Origin of the sequence: Streptomyces sp. NPDC085866, from assembly GCF_044541035.1 — a bacterium.
Lineage (GTDB): Bacteria > Actinomycetota > Actinomycetes > Streptomycetales > Streptomycetaceae > Streptomyces.
This window is the reverse complement of the sequence record NZ_JBITSQ010000020.1, coordinates 106,213-125,731: the sequence shown is the minus strand read 5'-3', so window position 1 is coordinate 125,731 and position 19,519 is coordinate 106,213. Positions and strand designations below refer to the sequence as shown.

Below are 19,519 nucleotides of genomic sequence, written 5' to 3'. Positions count from 1 at the left end.
AAACCTGACCGGTCCCTCAATGGCTTCCGCGCTTTTCCGCCCGAGCTCTTGATCATTTTCTCGGCGCGATGCAGCCGGTCGCCGATCTGCCGGTTGATGAGCCCTTCGTCGATCAGTTCGAAGATCTTGTGCTCCTGCAAGGTGAGCCCAGCTGGTCTGTCGCCGGTGCGCGCACTACCGCCGTCGCGCAGCCGCTCCAGGACGCGGGCCGTCGCGACTGGGGCGAGCAGGGATCTGCCGGCGGCCACGTCCCTTACGGCCTGACGCCGCCGTCCGGGAGCCGTACGTCGAGCACCGCGACGTCGCCGCGTGGCCGGAATCCGCACCGGCGCGTCGGCCGCCGTGCCTACCTCGCCGACCACCTCGATGTCCGCTTCGGCGGAGGGTGTTTCGTGGACTCCGCGACACGCGACCTCGTGGTCGTCGAGCAGCAATACCAGGATTTGTCACTCCTCGTGCACGAGGGCGGTGTCACACATTGACTCTTCCCGTGTCCGGGGTGGCCGGGATAACGTGCCGTTGCTCCGGCCTCCTGCAAGGCTGTGACCAGCGGCCTTCCAGCCTCCGCGGATTTACTTGGAAATCCAAGCAAAAACGCAGGTCAGGAGGGGTTTCACAGAAATGTGGAGCACTGGGTAACGTGAAAGTTGCAGGGCGCTCGCCGGGGCACCTGTCACGCCTGTTCCCGGCCGAGTGGCACCCACCCCGTGCCCGGTGGTCGAGAACAGGTGAGCCGCACTGGCCTACCGGCAACCCCGGGGGCCGGACCGACGGAGGAGCACACGTGACCGTGGACAGCAGTGCCGCGCGCAAGCCGCGACGCAGCGCCGCAGGCAAGGCCGGCACCACCGGCAGCAGTACCGGGACCACCGGCACCAAGCGCACCACCCGCACCACCAAGAAGAGCACCGACCCGGAACTCGTGCAGCTCCTGACGCCCGAGGGCAAGCGGGTCGAGAACGCCGAGTACGACGCCTACGTCGCCGGGATCACCCCCGAAGAGCTGCGCGGCCTGTACCGCGACATGGTGCTCACCCGCCGGTTCGACGCCGAGGCCACCTCCCTGCAGCGCCAGGGCGAGCTGGGCCTGTGGGCCTCGCTGCTCGGCCAGGAGGCCGCCCAGATCGGCTCCGGCCGGGCCCTGCGCGACGACGACTACGTCTTCCCGACCTACCGCGAGCACGGCGTCGCCTGGTGCCGCGGGGTCGACCCGGCCAACCTGCTCGGGATGTTCCGCGGCGTGAACAACGGCGGCTGGGACCCGAACGGCAACAACTTCCACCTGTACACGATCGTCATCGGCTCCCAGACGCTGCACGCCACCGGCTACGCGATGGGCGTGGCCAAGGACGGCGCCGACTCGGCCGTCATCGCCTACTTCGGCGACGGCGCCTCCAGCCAGGGCGACGTGGCCGAGTCGTTCACCTTCTCCGCGGTCTACAACGCGCCGGTGGTCTTCTTCTGCCAGAACAACCAGTGGGCCATCTCCGAGCCCACCGAGAAGCAGACCCGCGTGCCGCTCTACCAGCGCGCCCAGGGCTTCGGCTTTCCGGGCGTGCGCGTGGACGGCAACGACGTGCTGGCCTGCCTCGCGGTCACCAAGTGGGCGCTGGAGCGTGCCCGCAACGGCGAGGGCCCGACCCTGGTCGAGGCGTACACCTACCGCATGGGTGCCCACACCACCTCCGACGACCCGACCCGCTACCGGGGTGACGAGGAGCGGCAGTCCTGGGAGGCGAAGGACCCGATCCTGCGTCTTCGCCGGTTCCTCGAGGCCTCAAACCACGCGGACGAGGGATTCTTCGCGGAACTCGAGGCCGAGTCCGAGGCGTTGGGCAGGCGAGTGCGCGAAGCGGTCCGTTCCATGCCGGACCCGGACCACTTCGCCATCTTCGAGAACGTGTACGCGGACGGGCACGCGCTCGTCGACGAGGAGCGAGCCCAGTTCGCCGCCTACCAGGCGTCGTTCGCGGACGTAGAGGCAGAGGGGGTCTGATCATGGCAGCCGAGACCAAGACCATGGCGCTGGCCAAGGCGATCAACGAGTCGCTGCGCCGCGCACTGGAGACGGACCCCAAGGTCCTCGTCATGGGCGAGGACGTCGGCAAGCTGGGCGGTGTCTTCCGGGTCACCGACGGCCTGCAGAAGGACTTCGGCGAGAGCCGCGTCATCGACACCCCGCTCGCCGAGTCGGGCATCGTCGGCACCGCGATCGGTCTGGCCCTGCGCGGCTACCGCCCGGTGGTGGAGATCCAGTTCGACGGCTTCGTCTTCCCGGCCTACGACCAGATCGTCACGCAGCTGGCGAAGATGCACGCCCGTGCGCTGGGCAAGGTCAAGATGCCGGTCGTCATCCGCATCCCCTACGGCGGTGGCATCGGCGCGGTCGAGCACCACTCCGAGTCCCCCGAGGCGCTGTTCGCGCACGTGGCGGGCCTGAAGGTGGTCAGCCCCTCCAACGCGTCCGACGCGTACTGGATGATGCAGCAGGCCATCCAGAGCGACGACCCGGTGATCTATTTCGAGCCCAAGCGCCGCTACTGGGACAAGGGCGAGGTCAGCACCGAGGCGATCCCCGGCCCCCTGCACAAGGCGCAGGTCGTCCGAGAGGGCACGGACCTGACCCTGGCCGCCTACGGGCCGATGGTGAAGCTGTGCCAGGAGGTCGCCGCTGCGGCCGCCGAGGAGGGCAAGTCCCTGGAGGTGCTGGACCTGCGCTCGGTCAGCCCCCTCGACTTCGACTCCATCCAGGCCTCGGTCGAGAAGACCCGCCGCCTGGTCGTCGTGCACGAGGCCCCGGTGTTCTTCGGCTCCGGTGCGGAGATCGCCGCCCGGATCACCGAGCGCTGCTTCTACCACCTGGAGGCCCCGGTGCTCCGGGTCGGCGGCTACCACGCCCCGTACCCGCCGGCGCGCCTGGAGGAGGAGTACCTGCCGGGTCTGGACCGGGTGCTCGACGCCGTCGACCGTGCCCTGGCGTACTGAGGAGAGGGTTCGTGACGACGATGACGGAAGCTTCCGTACGCGAGTTCAAGATGCCCGACGTGGGCGAGGGACTCACCGAGGCCGAGATCCTCAAGTGGTACGTCCAGCCGGGTGACACGGTCACCGACGGCCAGGTGGTGTGCGAGGTCGAGACCGCCAAGGCGGCCGTCGAACTCCCCATCCCCTACGACGGCGTGGTCCGCGCGCTGCACTTCCCCGAGGGCACCACGGTGGACGTGGGCACGGCCATCATCGCGGTGGACCTGGCCGGCGGCGCACCGGCGGAGGCTCCCGCCGAGCAGCCGAAGGCGGAGCCCGAGGCGGAGGAGCCCAAGGCGGAGGAGCCCAAGCCGGAGGGCCGCCAGCCGGTCCTGGTCGGCTACGGCGTGGCGACCACCTCCACCAAGCGCCGCCCGCGCAAGGGCCCTGAGGTCACGGTCCCGGCCGCGGCCCAGGCCATCCAGACCGAGCTGAACGGGCACGGCGCCGCCGTCCCCGCCCAGCCCCGTCCGCTGGCCAAGCCGCCGGTGCGCAAGCTGGCGAAGGACCTCGGCGTCGACCTCGCCACGGTCACGCCGTCCGGCCCGGACGGCGTGATCACCCGCGAGGACGTCCACGCGGCGGCGACCCCCAAGGCCGCCGAGCCGGCCGTGGCAGCCCCGGTCACCGCGCCCGCTGTGGCCGCTCCTGCCGTGACGGCTCCTGCCGTGACCGCTCCCGCAGTCGCCTTCGACGGCGCCCGCGAGACCCGCATCCCGGTCAAGGGCGTCCGCAGGGCGACCGCGCAGGCCATGATCGGCTCCGCGTTCACGGCGCCGCACGTCACGGAGTTCGTGACGGTGGACGTGACGCGCACGATGAAGCTGGTCGAGGAGCTCAAGCAGGACAAGGAGTTCCAGGGCCTGCGGGTGAACCCGCTGCTCCTGATCGCCAAGGCCCTGCTGGTCGCCATCAAGCGCAACCCGGACATCAACGCGTCCTGGGACGAGCCCAACCAGGAGATCGTGCTCAAGCACTACGTGAACCTGGGCATCGCGGCGGCCACCCCCCGCGGTCTGATCGTCCCGAACATCAAGGACGCCCACGCCAAGACGCTCCCGCAGCTGGCCGAGTCCCTGGGCGAGCTGGTGGCCACGGCCCGCGAGGGCAAGACGTCCCCGGCGGCGATGCAGGGCGGCACGGTGACCATCACCAACGTGGGCGTCTTCGGCGTCGACACCGGCACACCCATCCTCAACCCCGGTGAGTCCGCGATCCTCGCGGTCGGCGCGATCAAGCTCCAGCCGTGGGTCCACAAGGGCAAGGTCAAGCCGCGCCAGGTCACCACACTGGCCCTCAGCTTCGACCACCGCCTGGTCGACGGCGAACTCGGCTCCAAGGTCCTGGCCGACGTCGCGGCCATCCTGGAACAGCCGAAGCGGTTGATCACCTGGGCCTGAGGGTCTCGGCCCTGTAGCCTGTGAGGCCTGAAGGGGGCGGCCGCAACTTTGTCTTGCGGCCGCCCCCTCTCTCTCAGGGCTGGTTCAGCACATACACCGGCGCGCCGTCCTCGGCCGCGCCCCGCGAACGGATGCATGCGTGCTTGCGCAGCAGGCGGAGGCATTCGTTGACACGGCGCACCGACAGACCCGTACGGGCCGCGATCGATTCGAGCGGCTCGCGCAGCTCACCGTTCTCGACGAGAACCGGGGCGATCACCACAGCAACCGTCCACACGTCCTCCGTCACGGACAGCCGCCGGCGCCAGTCGGCCAGCACGGTCTCCGTGGTGGGGTGACCGGTGGGGGCGGCGCGGGCGAGGGTCAGGGCGTCGAACCGGTCCGCGATCCGTTCCATCGCCCGGACCATGGCCTGTTGCACGGCCAGGGTGGCCTTCTGCGTAGCCAGCGTCTCCCTCTGGATGGCCAGCATCTCCTTCTGCAGCTCGATCGATTCGCGCTGCCCGTTCGCAAGGTCCTCGTCCAGCTGAAGGTTGTGCGCCTCGAGCCGGACGATGGCCTCCGCGACCTGTTCCGGCATGGCGTACGCGATGGGCGCCCCCGGTTCGGCGGACTGCACCTCGGCCTCTTCGAGCGTGTAATAACCCTCTCGCTGCACGGTCTCGATGACCTCGGCGACCCACTGCTTGAAAGGGGCGCAGGCGGCCTTGGTACAGGCCTGGACGAGGAGGATCAGGCCCTGGAGATTGATGAGATTCATGTCTCGACGCCACTCCCGACCTGCGGGAATGGTGAGACCGTAACCTCCAGTTACGGTCTCGAGAATCTCTCGGTGCTCATCCGGGACATGGTCGGCGAGAGCCTTCCTCGAGTTGGTGTGTCCGAGTTCCTTACAGACATCCACCGCCGGAAACCAGTGTGTCCCGTCCGGCATGGTCAGCCGTCGTACCCGGGCTCCGGTGGCCGCGTACACGAAGTCGCTGATGTCGATCGCTTCGTGCCGGCCGGCGGGCTTCGCCTGCTTGCTGGGTTCGTTCATCTGAACCACCTCCGCTGCGGAAGGTAGGGCGGAGGAATTCGAATATGCCAACTGCAACCGGAATGTTCACCATTGAGGGGGAAGATCACTGATTCCGCTGGCGCCGACCGCTGTTGAGCAGGAGTGATCCCAACTGTCGTAAATTGACGGCATGGTAACGGGGGCGGAGAGTGCAGCGCGGCATGCGAAAAGGCGGACTGCGGGGAAGAAGAGTGGGCTCGCGCGGTCCTCGGTGATGATGGCCGGGGCCACCGTCGTGTCGCGGGCGACCGGGCTGATCCGGCAGGTGCTGCAGGGCGCGGCGCTCGGCAACGGTCTGCTGGCGAGCACGTACAACACGGCGAACACCCTGCCGACCAGCCTGTACATCCTGCTGATAGGCGGCGCGCTGAACGCGGTCCTGGTGCCGCAGCTGGTGCGTGCCCGGGCTGCGCACTCCGACGGTGGGCGGGCCTACGAGCAGCGGCTGGTGACTCTCGTCCTCACCGTGCTGGCCGCCGGGACCGCGCTCGCCGTCTGGGCGGCCCCGCAGATCGTGGGCCTGTACATGAGGGACACGCCGGACGGCCATCAGGCCTTCCGGCTCACGGTGGTCTTCGCCCGGTTCCTGCTGCCCCAGATTTTCTTCTACGGCCTCTTCTCCATGCTCGGTCAGGTCCTCAACGCCCGTGAGAAGTTCGGCGCGATGACCTGGACCCCGGTGCTGAACAACTTCGTTCTCATCGGCATGTTCAGCGCCTACCTGGGCCTGATGACCGTGCCGCACTCCGTCGCCGACATCACCGCCGCCCAGGTTCGCTGGCTCGGCATCGGCACCACCGTCGGCATCGCCGCACAGGCCCTCGCGCTGATCCCTTTCGCCCGCGCCGCCGGATTCCGGTTCCGGCCCCGCTTCGACTGGCGCGGCACCGGGCTCGGCTCCGGCGTCCACGCGGCCAAGTGGACGCTGCTGTTCGTGCTGGCCAACCAGGTCGCGCTCGCCGTGGTCACCAACTTCGCCACCGCGGCCGACCGGGAACTGCCCAAGGCCGGTGTGGGCTACACGTCGTACAGCTACGCCCAGGCCATCTGGACGCTGCCGCAGTCCGTCGTCACCGTCTCCCTGGTCACGGCCCTGCTGCCGCGCATGAGCAAGGCCGCCGCCGAGGGCCGGATCGGTGACCTGCGTGCCGACCTGTCCCGGGCGCTCAGGATCAGCGGAGTCGTCATCGTGCCCGCCGCCTTCCTGTTCGCCGCGCTCGGCCCGCAGATCGCCGCGCTGCTGTTCGCCCACGGTGCCGCCGATCCCGCCTCCGTCGAGCCCCTCGGGTACATGCTGCAGGCCTTCGGGCTCGGGCTGATCCCGTTCTCGGCGCAGTACCTGCTGTTGCGGGGCTTCTACGCCTTCGAGGACACCCGTACGCCGTTCTTCATGGCCGTGTGGATCGGCGTCGTCAACATCGCGCTCGCCGCTGTCTGCCACGCGCTGCTGCCCGCTCGCTGGGCGGTCACCGGCATGGCGGGCGCCTACACCCTCTCCTACCTCGCCGGTCTCGCCCTCACCGCCCGCCTGCTGGCCCGCAGGACCGGCGGCCGCCTGGACGACGGCACACTGCGCGGCACGTACGCCAAGCTGCTGGGCGCGGGTGCCGCAGCCGCCGCGGTGGGCTGGGCGGTGGCGCGGGGCTGCGCGGCCGTGCTGGGCGGCAGCGGTACGGCGGTGACGGCCCTCACCACGATCGCCGGCGCCCTCGCCCTGGCCATGACGTACCTCGTCCTCGGCCGTCTGCTGCGCGTCACCGAACTCCGGAGGATTCCGGGACTCCGCTGAGTCGTCTTCTGCCCCGGGTCGAGAAGGGGACCGTCTCGGGGCAGGCCTTGGCCAGAACCCTGACGAGGCATCAGGGGTGGCTCCGGGTCGTGCCGGGGATGTCACGGATGGTGGTCGAGTGACGGCGGCGGCACGCTGGACACATGACGAAATCCGCTGCCGCTCGCCCGACTTCCGCCACCGCCCGCCGTGTCGCCGCCGTCGCGGGCGCCGCCGTCCTCGCCGGTACCGCAGCGGTGTGCGCGCCGGGCGTCGCCTACTCCGCGCCTCGTTCCACCACCCCGGCCGCGACCGACTTCAGCGACTGTCCCTCTCTGCCCGACGGCGTGGACCCGGCCCGCTGGAGATGCGAAGTGCACACCGCCGCCCCGCGGTTGACCATCGGCAAGGTCACGGTGAACCTCGCCCCGATCACCATGACACACGCCGAGGGTCCCCTGCCGGACGGCAGCAACGGGCAGGTGTGGGGAGCGATGCACAGCGCGCCGACCGCGGTGCCGGGCGGGCTGACCGGTACCCCCGCAGGCGATCACGCGCCGGCCCTGGGGATGGCGATACAGCCGGAGTACGGTGGCCGGTCCGACTTCTACACCGGCCAGTTCAGCCTCCGCTTCCGGCTCCTGGGCCCGCTGCTGCCGCACGGCTGCACCATCGGCGCGAGCGCACCCGTCGACTTCCGGCTGAAGCGCTCGGGTCCCTCCAAGTGGGTCTCCCAGGATCCGCCGGTGATCGAGTTCTCGGCGTACGACGACACCTTCACCGCTCCGGCCGCCGAGCACTGCGGACCGCTCACCCCGGCTCTCAACCGACGGTTCGGCCTGCCGGCGGCCGACCACAACCTGATGTCCTACGACGCCTCCTACACCTTCAAGACCTACGACCAGCTCCCGTAAGAAAGGCCGCCCTGGTTCCGGACGCGAAAGAAGGACGAGAAGAGAGAGGAGGGAACCTTTCATAGCCGCCCGTACTCCTGACCCGGCGACGCGGACCCGACGGGGGACCGCACCGGCCCGAGAGGGGTCATGGATGGCACCGCACACCGTGGGTGTGTCCGACCGGCCGATGCCGGAGGACATACGCGCCGAGCACCGCCGGCTGGAGGTCCGGCGCACCCGGCTGCATCTCGCCGAGTACGGCTCCACCGGCACTCCGCTGCTGATGCTGCACGGCTTTCCGCAGCACTGGTACGCCTGGCACAAGGTCGCCGCCCTGCTTCCGGACGGGTACCGGCTGATCTGCCCGGACCTGCGCGGCTTCGGCTGGTCCGAACCCACCCCGCGCGGCTATGACATGGACGCCCTGGCCGAGGACGCCCTCGCGCTGCTGGACGCGCTCGGGTTGGAGCGGGTCGGGCTGGTCGGTCACGACTGGGGCGCGCACCTGGGGTTCCGGCTGTGCCTGCGGGCGCCGGAGCGGTTCACCGGGTACCTGGCGCTGAACATGTCCCACCCCTGGCCCCGGCACCGGGCGGTCCTGCCCAACCTGTGGCGGATGTGGTACACCGCATTCGTCGAGTACCCGGTGCTGGGGCGGGCCGTGCTCCGGCACCGGCCCGGCTTCACCCGCTTCCTGCTGCGTCACCAGGCGGCCGACCCGGCGGTGTGGACGGACGCCGACCTCGCCGAGTACGCGGCCGCGACCTCCGCGAGCGCGGCCGCCGCCCAGTCCCTGTTCTGGCAGTACGTGCTGCACGACATCCCCGCGCTGGTCCGCGGCACCTGGCGCCGGCACCGGCTGACTGTGCCCACGCTGCTGCTGGGCGGGGAGCGGGACGTCGTGGTCCCGCCGTCACTGCTCGCCGGGTCGGAGCCGTACGCCGACGAGTTGACCGTGCGGCTGGTGCCGGGAGCCGGGCACTTTCTGCCGCAGGAGCGGCCCGAGGCGGTCGCCGAGGGGATCGGGGAACTGTTCGCCGGGCCGCGCTAGCGCAGTGCCGCCCGCTCGGTGAGCCGGTGGACGAACGCCCGCCCGCGCGGCTCGCCGAGCGTCCGGCCGTAGAGCCACTGGACCGGGCGCAGGGCCGTGGGGCGGGTGGCGCCGAGGACCGCGAAGCGTGTTCCGGAGCCCTCCGGTACGGCCGCCATGCCGCCCACGATCAGGCGGGACTGCATCAGGCACCAGCCGGGGGCGAGGCGTACCTCGAAGGACTCGCGCAGGCCCGAGCGGCCCACGGCCAGGGCCTGCACCCGGTCCGCCTCGCCCGGTGGGACGCGGAACTCTCGTAGGAAGGGGACCAGATGGGGCAGTTCGGCCGAGAGGTCGGAGGCGACCGCCCAGACCTGCTCGTACGGCAGCGCGAGGTGCTCCTCGCTGTACAGGCCGGCGTGCAGACCGGCGGCCAGGACGCGCAGGCGTCGTACGGGATCGGTGTTCATCGCGACCACGCCTTCCGGAACGCGGAACGGGCCCGGTGCAGCCGGGACTTGACGGTGCCCGTGGGGACCCCGAGCAGTTCGGCCACGGCGGCCTCGTCCAGGCCCTCCAGCTCGCGCAGGACCAGGACCGCGCGGTGCCGCACCGGCAGCCGGGCGAGCACGTCCCGGACATCGGCGGGCAGCTCGCCGTCGGTGCCGGTGCGCAGTCCGCCGAGCCGGGACAGGTCGGCGGGGTCGGCCGGTTCCTCGACCGCGGTGCGTCGGGCGACCCGGACCGCCTCGCGGACGGCGACCGTGCGCACCCAGCCGTAGAAGGCGAGCGGGTCGCGCAAGCCGCGCAGACCCTTGAAGATCGCGACCAGCGACTCCTGTACGGCGTCGGACACGTCGTCCGGCGCGATCGGGCGGCACAGCCGGGTCACGTACGGCGTCACCAGGGTCAGCAGCTCGTCCATGGCCAGGGCGTCCCCGCCCTGCGCGGCCCGGACGAGCGCGGCGGCCGTCTCCCACGGCTCGGCGGTGTCCCCCTGTGTGTCCATGACGGGGGCACCCTACGCGACGGGCCCGCCGCGATCCCGCGACGGGCCCGGTTGCCTCGAGTGGCCGTCAGCCGAGCTTGGCGAAGCCGTAGTTGAGGAGCTTCTTCGCGTCCGTCTCGCGCTGGGTGATGGAGGTGGAGGCGAGGACGGTGCCGATGACCGTCTTGCCGTTCCGGGTCGCGGCGAAGACCAGGCAGTACTTGGCCTCGGGGCCGGAGCCGGTCTTCACGCCGATGGTGCCGCTGTAGCTGCTGAGGAGCCCGTTGGTGTTGGTCCACGGGTTCATCGTGCGGGTGCTGCCCGTCTTGGTGATCGTCTTCGCCGTGTACGACTTCGTCTTGACGACCGTGCGGAACGTGGAGCTCTTCATCGCGCTGCTGGCGATCTTCGTCAGGTCGCGCGGCGTCGAGTAGTTGTTGCCGTTGCCGATGCCGTCGAACGAGTCGAAGTGCGTGTGCGTCAGGCCGAGGTTCTTGGCGGCGGTGTTCATCTTGCCGATGAAGTTCGACACGCGCTTGGCCATGGTGTCGCCGCTGCCGTACTTGTCGGCGAGCGCGTAGGCGGCGTCGCAGCCGGACGGCAGCATCAGCCCGTAGAGCAGCTGGCGGACGGTGACCTTGTCGCCGACGATCAGGTGCGCCTGGGAGGCGTTGTTCCTGACGACGTAGTCGCTGTACTCCTTCTTGATCGTCACCTTGGAGTCGAGGTTGAGGTTCGACTGGGCGAGCACGACCTTGGCGGTCATGATCTTGGTCGTGGACCCGGTGGGGAGCTGAGTGTCGGCCGCCTTCTTGAACAACGTCGAGCTGTTCGCGTTGTTCATGAGGTAGCCGCCCTTGGCCACGATCGAGGGCGTCGTGACGGCCTGCGCGGGCGTCGCGGTGAAGGCACCGGTGGCGAGCAGCGCGCCGGAGGTGACGGCGACAGCGGTTGCTCTGCGGAAGCGGCGGGTGCCCTTAATGCCGGTAATCAAAGTGATATACCCCGATTGTCTTGAATGCCCCTACTGTGCGGCCGAGTTGAGGTGGCAAGGGAGCAGGGCCGCACGTGTGTGACACGTAAGTAGCACAGAAGGTTGTGCGGCCGCCGGGAGAGATCTGCGTCACGTCCGCATGATGGACGAGCCCACCTATGCGTACGTGTTGTATCTATCCTGTGGGCATGGCCACGCCCACGAAGCAACCACCCGCCGCCGACCGTGTCTACAGCCATGTGAAGCAGGGCGTCCTCGACCGCCGCTACGAGGGCGGGACGCTGCTCACCGAGGGGGAACTGGCCGAGGCCGTGGGGGTCTCGCGCACGCCTGTGCGGGAGGCGCTGCTCAGGCTGGAGGTCGAGGGCCTGATCAGGCTGTACCCGAAGAAGGGCGCCCTGGTCCTGCCGGTCTCCGCGCAGGAGATCGCCGACGTGGTGGAGACCCGGCTGCTGGTGGAGGAGCACGCTGCCCGCAAGGCCGTACCCGCCCCGCCGGCGCTGCTGGAGCGGCTGGCGGAGCTGCTGGAGCAGCAGAAGACGCAGGCCGCGGCAGGTGAACTGGCCGCAGCCGCGAGGACCGACCGCTGCTTCCACGCCGAGATCGTGCGCAGCGGCGGCAACGAGATCCTGTCCCGGCTCTACGACCAGCTGCGCGACCGGCAGCTCAGGATGGGCGTCGCGGTCATGCACTCGCACCCCGACCGGATCGCCAAGACGCTCGCCGAGCACGAGGAGATCCTCGAGGCGCTGCGCTCCGGCGACGCGGAGGCGGCCGTCGGGGTCGTGCACCGGCATGTGAGCTGGTTCTCGCACCTCGCGCGGGGTGAGGTCCGATGAGCGACGCCACCCTGCCGGGTGACCCTCCCCCAGCGCCTGAAAAGCCTGGGGCGACCCCGAGCGGCCGCCGCGCCGTCGCGGTGTGGTCCATCGGTGTCTCGGTCTACTTCGTCGCCGTCATCTTCCGTACGTCGCTGGGCGTCGCAGGGCTGGACGCGGCCGACCGCTTCCACGTGGGCGCCTCCGCCCTCTCGACCTTCTCGATCCTCCAGCTGCTGGTCTACGCCGGCATGCAGATACCGGTGGGCCTGCTCGTCGACCGGCTCGGCACCAAGAAGGTGCTCGTCATCGGCACGGTGCTGTTCACGGCGGGCCAGCTCGGCTTCGCCTTCTCGCCCTCCTACGGCACGGCGCTCGCCTCGCGGGCGCTGCTCGGGTGCGGTGACGCGATGACCTTCATCAGCGTGCTGCGGCTCGGCACGCGCTGGTTCCCGGCCCGGCGCGGACCGCTGGTCGCGCAGCTCGCGGGTCTGGTCGGCATGGCGGGCAACCTGGTCTCGACGCTGGTCCTGGCCCGGCTGCTGCACGGCCTCGGCTGGACCCCGGCGTTCGCGGGCAGCGCACTGGCCGGTGTGGTCGTGCTCGTCCTGACGCTGCTGTTCCTGAAGGACCACCCCGAGGGGCAGGAGCCGGAGCCGGTCCCGCACCAGGGTGCGGCCTACGTCCGCCGGCAGATCGCGGCGGCCTGGCGGGAGCCCGGGACGCGGCTGGGTCTGTGGGTGCACTTCACGACCCAGTTCCCGGCGATGGTTTTCCTGCTGCTGTGGGGGCTGCCGTTCCTGGTCCAGGCGCAGGGGCTGTCCCGTGCCACGGCCGGTGAGCTGCTCACGCTCGTCGTCCTGTGCAACATGGTGATCGGGCTGGTCTACGGCCAGATCGTGGCCCGGCACCACGCGGCCCGGCTGCCGCTGGCGCTGGGCACGGTCGGGGCGACGGCGGCGCTGTGGGCGTCGACGATTCTCTGGCCGGGTGAGCGTGCGCCCATGTGGCTGCTGGTGGTGCTCTGCGCGGTGCTCGGTGCGTGTGGACCGGCGTCGATGCTGGGGTTCGACTTCGCGCGGCCGGCCAACCCGCCCGAACGGCAGGGGACGGCGTCGGGGATCACCAACATGGGTGGGTTCGTCGCCTCCATGACGACGTTGTTCGCGGTCGGGGTGCTGTTGGACGCGACCGGGGACGACTACTCGGTGGCCTTCTCCGTGGTGTTCGTGCTGCAGGCGGTGGGAGTGAGTCAGATTCTGCGGTTGCGGGGACGGGCCGCTCGGCGGGAGCGGGAGCGGCTGGTGGCGAGCCGGGTGGAGACGGTGCACGTGCCCGTGTGAGCCGTTCTCTGCCGCCCGCGCACCGCCCGTTTCCGGTCGGCAGAGAGGCTGGGCGACCTGTGGGGGTGCCCGCAGCCGGCGGCTGTCCGTCCTGCGGTCGGCCGAGAAGCCTTCGTCGACGGCGGACTCCGCGCGGTCCGAGAGGCCCCGCGCTGTGGAGTTCCGCCGGCCCTCGCCAGGTGCTCGGCGTCGACGCCGAGGCCGAGCCCACGGGCGTCCGGCACGGATCACAGCACGCGGAGCATCGACTCGGCCCAGCCGCGGCATCCGGCCGCCGTCCGGTCTACGGCGTCACCGTGAAGTTGCGCAGGATCGCCGCCGTCAGGTCCGGGTCGCCCTCCGTCTTCAAACGGTCCGCGACCGCCTCCGGGGTCACGCGGCCGCAGGCCAGGCGGACGTACGTCTCCCAGTCGAGAGTGAGCGTCGCGGCGGGGCCCAGGGCGGGGGCGGTCTCCAGGGTGCCGCGGCCCTGGATGTCCACGCGGATGGTGCGCAGGAACTCGATCGGGCCGTGCACGTCGAAGACGACGGCCGAACTGCGCGGGGCGTTCGCGTCCTTGGCGACCACCTTGGGCAGCGCGGACAGCAGGACGTCGCGGGTGATGTGCGCGCCCGGCGAGTCGAGGTTGCCGGGGCGGCCGAGGGCCGTGCGCAGGTCCTGCTCGTGCACCCACACGTCGAAGGCGCGGGTGCGCATCGCCTGTTCGAGGGTTACCTCGGTGCCCAGCGGGCCGCGCACCTTGGTGCCGGGGTCGCGGGACTCGTTGCGCAGCTGGCGGTTGCGGCGGATGACCGTGTACTCCAGCTCGGCCGTCATCTCCGGCGACGTGTGGTGGCGGCGGACGTCGACCTGCATCTCCATGTAGCGCTGGTGCTCGTTGGTGACATGGAAGAGGTCACGGGGGAGGGTGTGGATGGGACGCGGGTCGCCGAGCATCTCGCAGTCCAGACCGATGACGTGCGAGACCACGTCACGGATGGACCAGCCCGGGCAGGGCGTCCGCCGGTTCCACTCGCCCTCCGGGAGTGTGCCGACCAACTCGGATATCGCGTCGATGGAGTGGGTCCAGGCGTCGGCGTAGGGCTGGAGGGTGGGATGCAGACTCACGGAACGGGACCCCTCGGCGGTTGGTACACGGGCGGTTGTGGCGGCGTTGCCAGTGGGAGGTGGCTGCACTCGGCGGGTGTCTTGAGACGCTAAGTTACGCTGCTACGAGGCACCCCGGCAGTGCTTTCGTGTGACGATCGTAGGCCCGTGTGGACGACTCGAATGCCAGGGCGGTGGTAGTGTGCGCGCCTCGCTGATCCAGATTGCCGTAGACGAGGGCGAATCGGTTGCCGATCGGCGGCAGCGGGTGGCCTCGCTGGTCCGGGAACAGGCCGGGTCCGACCTGGTCGTTCTGCCCGAGTTGTGGACCACCGGCGCGTTCGCCTACGAGGAGTTCGGCCCGGAGGCCGAGCCGCTCGAAGGGCCGACGTACGAGGTGATGGCCAAGGCGGCGAGCGACGCGGGCGTGTGGCTGCACGCCGGCTCCATCCCGGAACGGGCTGCGTCCGACAGCGGCTCCGCCGCGGATGGGGGTCCCCTCTACAACACGTCTCTCGTCTTCTCCCCCTCAGGCGAGCTGGCCGCGGCCTACCGCAAGATCCATCGCTTCGGCTTCGACAAGGGCGAGGCCGTGCTGATGAGCGCCGGGCGTGATCTGGTGACGGTCCGGCTGCCCGGGACCACCCTCGGCGTGGCCACCTGCTACGACCTCCGTTTCCCCGAACTCTTCCGCTCCCTCGTCGACGCGGGCGCCGAGACGCTGGTGATCCCGGCGGGCTGGCCCGAGCGGCGACGCGCGCACTGGACGCTGCTGGCTCAGGCGCGGGCGGTGGAGAACCAGGCGTTCGTGCTCGCGTGTGGAACGGCCGGGACGCATGCCGGAGTTCCCCAGGCGGGTCACTCGATCGTGGTGGATCCCTGGGGCGAGGTGCTCGCCGAGGCGGGCGCCGGCGAGGAGATCCTCACGGTCGACTTCGACCCGGCGAAGGTGGCGGCGACCCGTGAACAGTTCCCGGCCCTGAAGGACCGGATGCTGGGCCTGGAACCGCCGCGCCGCTGAACTCGCTGGGCGGCCCTAGTCGTCCTCCCGCTCCCGCTGCGCCAGATGGATCACGCACACCGCCACCGCGATCAGCAGGGCCGGGTCCGCGTCGTCGCGCACGATGTCGACGCCGTACGTGTCCCTGAGGTGCAGCCGGCGGCGGGAGATCACCGCGAGGAGTTCACCGTCGTACTCGATGGCGAACTCGTGGTCGAGGATCCTGCCGCTGACGTCCAGCTCGGTGCCGTCCACGAGCGCGACCCGGTAGTGGTTGCGCAGCAGGGACAGCCGCTTGCGCTTGATGGTGGCCAGGCCTTCGCCGTCCCGTTCGATCACCATGGTGTCGCGCAGGGCGAGCATCTTCTGGTGGATGTCGACCAGGACACGCCCGTGAACATCCTTCAGCTCGAAGGTGTCCCGCAGCCGCATGGCCTTGCCGTCGACGAGGAAGACCTTCTGGCCGTGCTCGTCCTCGATCCAGTAGTCGTCACCGATGCCGAGGAGCCGGTCGCGTACGAGGAGTCTCATGCGGGTACCGTTCCCCGGCCCGGCGGGATCATCACGGGACCCGAGGGAACGGAACCGGAGGGAACCGAGCCGGAGGGCACGGAACCGGAGGAAGGGGAACCGGGCGGAGGGGCGGGCTCCGGTCCGAACCGCCTGCGGTAGTCCGACGGGCTCAGCCCCGTCTCGCGGCGCAGCCGCGCCCGCAGGTTGGCCGCCGTGCCCAGGCCGCTGCGGGCCGCCACGACGTCCAGACGCTCCTCTCCCCGCTCGATCAGCCGGCAGGCGAGCGCGACCCGCTCCCCGGTGAGCCAGGCCAGCGGGGTCGTACCCAGCTGCGCGCGGAAGCGACGGTGCAGTGTCGCGGGGGAGACGGCCGCGCGGGCGGCCAGGTCCGCCACCGTCAGCGGCTCGCCCAGCCGCTCCTGTGCCCAGGCCAGCAGCGGGCCGAGCGACTCGTCGGGGACCGGGGGCAGCGGGCGTTCCACGAACTGCCGCTGGCCGCCGTCCCGGTGCGGGCCGAAGACGAGACGGCGGGAGACGTGGTTGGCGATCTCGGCGCCGTGGTCGCGCCGTACGACGTGCAGGGCCAGGTCGAGCGCCGACGCGCTGCCCGACGCCGTGAGGATGTCGCCGTCGTCCACGAAGAGGACGTCCGGCTCCAGGCGCACCTCGGGGAAGCGGGTCCGGAAGTACTGCTCCCACATCCAGTGGCAGGCCGCCCGGCGCCCGTCCAGCAGCCCCGCCTCGGCGATCGTGAACGCGCCCGAGCAGAAGCCGACGAGCCGGGCGCCACGCGCGTGTGCCCGGCGTACGACGTCCAGGACGTGCTCCGCGCGCGGGACCTCGGTGTCGGGCCGGTTCGGCACGATCAGCGTGTCGGCCTCCTCGGCGGCCTCCAGTCCGGCGACCCCGGTCAGCGTGAAGAAGCCGTCCCGCATGCGGGTGTGCGGCTCGGCGGCGCACAGCCGGAAGTCGTACAGCTTCCGTCCCAGTTCGGGCCTGGGCAGCCCGAAGACCTCGATGGCGCAGCTCATCTCGAACGGGTTGGAGTTCTCGTCGACGACGAGAACGATGCGGTGCGAGGATCCTTGCGGCATGTGCGATTTCTAGCACTCGTCGGCCGCCCCGGCACCCCGGACGATGAACGCATGGAACCGATCTCCCTGGAGGCGGCGCTCGCCTCCTTCTCCGAGCAGTGGAGCCCGCGCATCGTCACCGCGGTCAACGACTACGACGTCCGCGTCGCCAAGGTCGAGGGCGAGCACGTCTGGCACGTGCACGACGACACCGACGAGTTCTTCCTGGTCCTCGACGGCGAGTTGCACATCTCCCTCAGGGAGCCGGCCGGCGAGCGCACGGTCGTCCTCCCCAAGGGCTCGGTGTTCACCGTCCCGCGCGGCACCTGGCACAGGCCGTACGCACCCGTGCCCACCCAGATGCTGGTCTTCGAGCCCACCGGCACCTTCTCGGTGGGCGACCGGCACGACGAGGTGCCGGACCACGTGGATGCGACCACCGGCCACGCGCTCACCTGACCCGGCACCGGAATCCGGCGGGACGAGAGGTGTCGCGCAAGTGAACTTCCAGTTCTGGTGAGGAAGTTGCCCAACCAAGCGGATGGGCGCCGAGTCGGACGTTGGGTAGGCCGCACAGGCTCCGCACGTTCCTTTCGGAGGTCCGCATGCCCTCTCGTCCCGTCCGCCGCCGGGTGATACGCGCCGCCTGCGCGGTGACGCTGGCCCTCGGTACGGCCCTGGCCGTGCCGCTCACCCTGCCCGGCACCGCCGGTGCCGCCACGCAGCCGGCCACCGCCTCGGTCAACCCGTACGACTGGCAGCTCACCTACAAGGCCGCCCCCGGCCAGACCAACAAGGCCACCGTCACCGCGTCGCTCACCGCGGACCGCACGGGCATCACCTACGTGATCGACGACGACGTCCCGATCAACGCGGGCCACGACTGCGCCCACCCCGACGGCGCGGACCACACGAAGGTCTCCTGCACGGTCACCAACGTGGACAGCCAGGACCCGTACGCCGCCCTGATCATGAACCTCGGCGACGGCAACGACACGGTCGCCTACGACAACACCACCGACCAGATCTACTACTACGCCGAGATCTCCCTCGGCGTCGGCAACGACAAGGCGACCGACAGCGGCCGCCTCGACGGCGCCTACGTCTCGGGCGACGCGGGCAACGACACCCTCACGGTGGGCGCGGAGGGCCTGGCCTGGGGCGGCGACGGCAACGACACGGTCTACGCGAGCGGCGGAGACAACATCGTGCAGGGCGGCAAGGGCGACGACGTGCTGCACGGCGGCGCCGGGAGCCAGTACCTGTCCGGCGACGACGGCAACGACAGGATCTCCGGCGGATCGGGCGCCGACTCGCTGTACGGCGGCAAGGGCAACGACGTCCTGTACGGCAACAGCGGCGACGACAAGCTGTACGGCAACAGCGGGAACGACAAGCTGTACGGCGGCCCGGGCCGCGACACGCTCTCCGGCGGCCCCGGCACGGATGTGATCCACCAGGGCTGAGGGGCTGAGGGGCTGGGGGCCCGAGGGGCCGAGGACCCGCGGGCAGGCACAGCGCCCGCTGTCGGTGCCGCTGGCACCCTTGGGATCATGACCGACTCCGCACCCCGCCGCCGGCACCTACAACTACGCCCTGCGCCGCTACGACCCCGCGGCCGGTGAGGTCAGCACCCTCGCCACCGATCTGCGCGAGCCAAGCGACGCCGTCGTCGTCGGCGAGGACATCGTGGTCGTGGAGTCGGCACGGCACCGTCTGACCCGGCTGCGGCTGCGGCTGCGGCTGCCGGAGGAGGCGGTCCGCGTGGAGGCGGTCGCCCATCGCACCCGGCGCGCGGCCACGGAGGTCGCCCCCGGCAGACTCAGGCTGGACGTGGTCTTCCAGGCGCCTGCAGGCCAGAAGCTGGACACGCGCTACGGCCCCTCGACCCGTCTCCTGGTCTCCTCCACCCCGCCCGAACTGCTGCTCGAGGGCGAGGGCGCCGACACGGACCTGTCCCGCACCCTGGAGTTCAACCCGGCCGCCACGGAGGGCGTCCTGCACGTCTCCGCGACAGCCGCCTCCTGCGACGACGATCCGTCCGTCGACCCCGCCTGCCACGTCCACCAGCAGGACTGGGGCGTCCCGGTCCGCTTCACCGAGGGCGGGGCGGGGCGGGCCGGCTGCCGCTCGTCCTGGCCGGGAGGGACGAGCAGTAGCCGGGCGGCGGCCGGGGAACCTCACATGCCGTACCCGTCGCTGTACCCGTCGCCGCGGTGATGGTGGCGGTGGGGTTCCTCCTCGACCACCGGCGTCGGCGGTACCACGATCCGCCGGCGCCGTGCGATGCCGCTGAACGTGGCGGTGCCGATGAGCCCGACGGCCATCAGGATGACGCCGACGAGGTCGAGGTTGACTCCCTGCATGTGCCAGTCGGTCGCGAACGTGAGGATGGCTCCCACGGCGATGAGGATGATGCAGCCGCCGAGGCCCATGAGGCGTCGCCTCCCTTTCCGGTCCAGGAATCTGCGGAGCAGTCCGGGTACCCGGCGCCGCCCGGGGCATGCCCGGGCGGCTGTTGACGG

The 19,519-nt window shown here is 70.7% G+C and carries 19 protein-coding genes and 2 pseudogenes; 12 read left to right on the top strand and 9 right to left on the bottom strand.

Features of this window, described 5'->3' with window-relative positions:
• Window positions 1–44: 44 nt before the first annotated feature.
• Window positions 45–443: pseudogene (locus ACIF83_RS39010) on the bottom strand (response regulator transcription factor); the annotation flags it as partial.
• Between the two features lie 341 nt (window positions 444–784).
• On the opposite strand from ACIF83_RS39010, the gene pdhA reads away from it, so the two are divergent.
• Genes pdhA through ACIF83_RS38995 form a run of 3 tightly spaced genes read left to right on the top strand, consistent with a single transcriptional unit; the run spans window position 785 to window position 4,424 of the window.
• Complete coding sequence (gene pdhA / locus ACIF83_RS39005) at window positions 785–1,996, top strand: pyruvate dehydrogenase (acetyl-transferring) E1 component subunit alpha (RefSeq protein ID WP_393475068.1); 1,212 nt, start codon at window positions 785–787, stop codon at window positions 1,994–1,996.
• A gap of 2 nt (window positions 1,997–1,998) precedes the next feature.
• On the top strand, window positions 1,999–2,985 hold the full coding sequence (locus ACIF83_RS39000; protein ID WP_145879113.1) for an alpha-ketoacid dehydrogenase subunit beta: 987 nt from the start codon (window positions 1,999–2,001) through the stop codon (window positions 2,983–2,985).
• Window positions 2,986–2,996: 11 nt separating this feature from the next.
• Window positions 2,997–4,424 (top strand): dihydrolipoamide acetyltransferase family protein, encoded by a 1,428-nt coding sequence (locus tag ACIF83_RS38995; RefSeq protein WP_399734408.1) that lies wholly within the window; start codon window positions 2,997–2,999, stop codon window positions 4,422–4,424.
• A gap of 73 nt (window positions 4,425–4,497) precedes the next feature.
• Here ACIF83_RS38995 and ACIF83_RS38990 read toward each other — a convergent pair whose 3' ends face one another.
• Window positions 4,498–5,463 (bottom strand): Bro-N domain-containing protein, encoded by a 966-nt coding sequence (locus tag ACIF83_RS38990; RefSeq protein ID WP_399734481.1) that lies wholly within the window; start codon window positions 5,461–5,463, stop codon window positions 4,498–4,500.
• Window positions 5,464–5,614: 151 nt separating this feature from the next.
• Here ACIF83_RS38990 and murJ point away from each other — a divergent pair, with 151 nt between their 5' ends.
• The 3 genes from murJ to ACIF83_RS38975 all read left to right on the top strand — a co-directional run bounded on the left by murJ (window position 5,615) and on the right by ACIF83_RS38975 (window position 9,199).
• Window positions 5,615–7,273 carry a murein biosynthesis integral membrane protein MurJ gene (murJ, locus tag ACIF83_RS38985; RefSeq protein WP_399734405.1) on the top strand — a complete coding sequence of 553 codons (1,659 nt, stop codon included), beginning with the start codon at window positions 5,615–5,617 and terminating at the stop codon, window positions 7,271–7,273.
• Between the two features lie 143 nt (window positions 7,274–7,416).
• A complete protein-coding gene (locus ACIF83_RS38980; RefSeq protein WP_398138823.1) occupies window positions 7,417–8,166 on the top strand; it encodes a hypothetical protein in 750 nt (249 codons plus the stop codon).
• Between the two features lie 133 nt (window positions 8,167–8,299).
• Window positions 8,300–9,199: an alpha/beta fold hydrolase gene (locus ACIF83_RS38975; protein WP_393475079.1), complete on the top strand. Its 900-nt coding sequence runs from the start codon at window positions 8,300–8,302 to the stop codon at window positions 9,197–9,199.
• On the opposite strand, the gene ACIF83_RS38970 is transcribed toward ACIF83_RS38975, so the two are convergent.
• From ACIF83_RS38970 to ACIF83_RS38960, 3 genes are all read right to left on the bottom strand, one after another.
• Window positions 9,196–9,648, bottom strand: coding sequence for a hypothetical protein (locus ACIF83_RS38970; RefSeq protein WP_393475081.1), 453 nt, complete (start codon window positions 9,646–9,648; stop codon window positions 9,196–9,198). The two genes, ACIF83_RS38975 and ACIF83_RS38970, sit on opposite strands and share 4 nt — an antisense overlap.
• Window positions 9,645–10,187: an RNA polymerase sigma factor gene (locus ACIF83_RS38965; protein ID WP_399734401.1), complete on the bottom strand. Its 543-nt coding sequence runs from the start codon at window positions 10,185–10,187 to the stop codon at window positions 9,645–9,647. Before ACIF83_RS38965 ends, ACIF83_RS38970 begins: the two co-directional genes overlap by 4 nt.
• Before the next feature lie 67 nt (window positions 10,188–10,254).
• A complete protein-coding gene (locus ACIF83_RS38960; RefSeq protein WP_393475087.1) occupies window positions 10,255–11,160 on the bottom strand; it encodes a D-alanyl-D-alanine carboxypeptidase family protein in 906 nt (301 codons plus the stop codon).
• A gap of 188 nt (window positions 11,161–11,348) precedes the next feature.
• Between ACIF83_RS38960 and ACIF83_RS38955 the strand changes: the two genes are divergently transcribed.
• Window positions 11,349–11,999 carry a GntR family transcriptional regulator gene (locus tag ACIF83_RS38955; RefSeq protein ID WP_393475090.1) on the top strand — a complete coding sequence of 217 codons (651 nt, stop codon included), beginning with the start codon at window positions 11,349–11,351 and terminating at the stop codon, window positions 11,997–11,999.
• Entirely contained in the window at window positions 11,996–13,321 is a 1,326-nt protein-coding gene (locus ACIF83_RS38950) for a nitrate/nitrite transporter (RefSeq protein WP_393475093.1), read from the top strand. The genes ACIF83_RS38955 and ACIF83_RS38950 overlap by 4 nt, the downstream gene beginning before the upstream one ends.
• Window positions 13,322–13,604: 283 nt before the next feature.
• Here the strand turns inward: ACIF83_RS38950 and ACIF83_RS38945 are convergent, their stop codons facing one another.
• Window positions 13,605–14,429, bottom strand: a complete 825-nt coding sequence (locus tag ACIF83_RS38945; RefSeq protein WP_393475095.1) for a maleylpyruvate isomerase family mycothiol-dependent enzyme — start codon at window positions 14,427–14,429, stop codon at window positions 13,605–13,607.
• 181 nt (window positions 14,430–14,610) lie between these two features.
• On the opposite strand from ACIF83_RS38945, the gene ACIF83_RS38940 reads away from it, so the two are divergent.
• The gene (locus tag ACIF83_RS38940; RefSeq protein ID WP_393475098.1) at window positions 14,611–15,429 is read left to right on the top strand and encodes a carbon-nitrogen family hydrolase; all 819 of its coding nucleotides are present in this window, start codon (window positions 14,611–14,613) and stop codon (window positions 15,427–15,429) included.
• Window positions 15,430–15,444: 15 nt separating this feature from the next.
• On the opposite strand, the gene ACIF83_RS38935 is transcribed toward ACIF83_RS38940, so the two are convergent.
• Together ACIF83_RS38935 and ACIF83_RS38930 are read right to left on the bottom strand one after the other, a co-directional pair.
• Window positions 15,445–15,939 carry an LURP-one-related/scramblase family protein gene (locus tag ACIF83_RS38935; RefSeq protein ID WP_393475101.1) on the bottom strand — a complete coding sequence of 165 codons (495 nt, stop codon included), beginning with the start codon at window positions 15,937–15,939 and terminating at the stop codon, window positions 15,445–15,447.
• Complete coding sequence (locus tag ACIF83_RS38930) at window positions 15,936–17,015, bottom strand: GlxA family transcriptional regulator (protein WP_399734394.1); 1,080 nt, start codon at window positions 17,013–17,015, stop codon at window positions 15,936–15,938. The genes ACIF83_RS38935 and ACIF83_RS38930 overlap by 4 nt, the downstream gene beginning before the upstream one ends.
• A 51-nt stretch (window positions 17,016–17,066) precedes the next feature.
• Here ACIF83_RS38930 and ACIF83_RS38925 point away from each other — a divergent pair, with 51 nt between their 5' ends.
• The 3 genes and pseudogenes from ACIF83_RS38925 to ACIF83_RS38915 form a co-directional block, all read left to right on the top strand.
• Window positions 17,067–17,453 (top strand): cupin domain-containing protein, encoded by a 387-nt coding sequence (locus ACIF83_RS38925; RefSeq protein WP_393475107.1) that lies wholly within the window; start codon window positions 17,067–17,069, stop codon window positions 17,451–17,453.
• 146 nt (window positions 17,454–17,599) lie between these two features.
• Entirely contained in the window at window positions 17,600–18,460 is an 861-nt protein-coding gene (locus ACIF83_RS38920; protein ID WP_399734391.1) for a calcium-binding protein, read from the top strand.
• A 115-nt stretch (window positions 18,461–18,575) separates the two neighbouring features.
• Window positions 18,576–19,153: pseudogene (locus ACIF83_RS38915) on the top strand (alkyl hydroperoxide reductase); the annotation flags it as partial.
• 21 nt (window positions 19,154–19,174) lie between these two features.
• On the opposite strand, the gene ACIF83_RS38910 reads toward ACIF83_RS38915, so the two are convergent.
• The gene (locus ACIF83_RS38910) at window positions 19,175–19,429 is read right to left on the bottom strand and encodes a DUF6458 family protein (protein WP_393475111.1); all 255 of its coding nucleotides are present in this window, start codon (window positions 19,427–19,429) and stop codon (window positions 19,175–19,177) included.
• Window positions 19,430–19,519 lie beyond the last annotated feature (90 nt).

Excerpts from the sequence above, each read along its gene's own strand:
- ACIF83_RS38965 (WP_399734401.1), bottom strand. The coding sequence starts at position 10,187 with ATGGACACACAGGGGGACACCGCCGAGCCGTGGGAGACGGCCGCCGCG.
- ACIF83_RS38980 (WP_398138823.1), top strand. The coding sequence starts at position 7,417 with ATGACGAAATCCGCTGCCGCTCGCCCGACTTCCGCCACCGCCCGCCGT.
- ACIF83_RS38970 (WP_393475081.1), bottom strand. The coding sequence starts at position 9,648 with ATGAACACCGATCCCGTACGACGCCTGCGCGTCCTGGCCGCCGGTCTG.
- ACIF83_RS39000 (WP_145879113.1), top strand. The coding sequence starts at position 1,999 with ATGGCAGCCGAGACCAAGACCATGGCGCTGGCCAAGGCGATCAACGAG.
- ACIF83_RS38910 (WP_393475111.1), bottom strand. The coding sequence starts at position 19,429 with ATGGGCCTCGGCGGCTGCATCATCCTCATCGCCGTGGGAGCCATCCTC.
- ACIF83_RS38920 (WP_399734391.1), top strand. The coding sequence starts at position 17,600 with ATGCCCTCTCGTCCCGTCCGCCGCCGGGTGATACGCGCCGCCTGCGCG.
- ACIF83_RS38955 (WP_393475090.1), top strand. The coding sequence starts at position 11,349 with ATGGCCACGCCCACGAAGCAACCACCCGCCGCCGACCGTGTCTACAGC.
- ACIF83_RS38930 (WP_399734394.1), bottom strand. The coding sequence starts at position 17,015 with ATGCCGCAAGGATCCTCGCACCGCATCGTTCTCGTCGTCGACGAGAAC.
- ACIF83_RS38950 (WP_393475093.1), top strand. The coding sequence starts at position 11,996 with ATGAGCGACGCCACCCTGCCGGGTGACCCTCCCCCAGCGCCTGAAAAG.
- murJ (WP_399734405.1), top strand. The coding sequence starts at position 5,615 with ATGGTAACGGGGGCGGAGAGTGCAGCGCGGCATGCGAAAAGGCGGACT.
- ACIF83_RS38925 (WP_393475107.1), top strand. The coding sequence starts at position 17,067 with ATGGAACCGATCTCCCTGGAGGCGGCGCTCGCCTCCTTCTCCGAGCAG.
- ACIF83_RS38935 (WP_393475101.1), bottom strand. The coding sequence starts at position 15,939 with ATGAGACTCCTCGTACGCGACCGGCTCCTCGGCATCGGTGACGACTAC.
- ACIF83_RS38975 (WP_393475079.1), top strand. The coding sequence starts at position 8,300 with ATGGCACCGCACACCGTGGGTGTGTCCGACCGGCCGATGCCGGAGGAC.
- ACIF83_RS38990 (WP_399734481.1), bottom strand. The coding sequence starts at position 5,463 with ATGAACGAACCCAGCAAGCAGGCGAAGCCCGCCGGCCGGCACGAAGCG.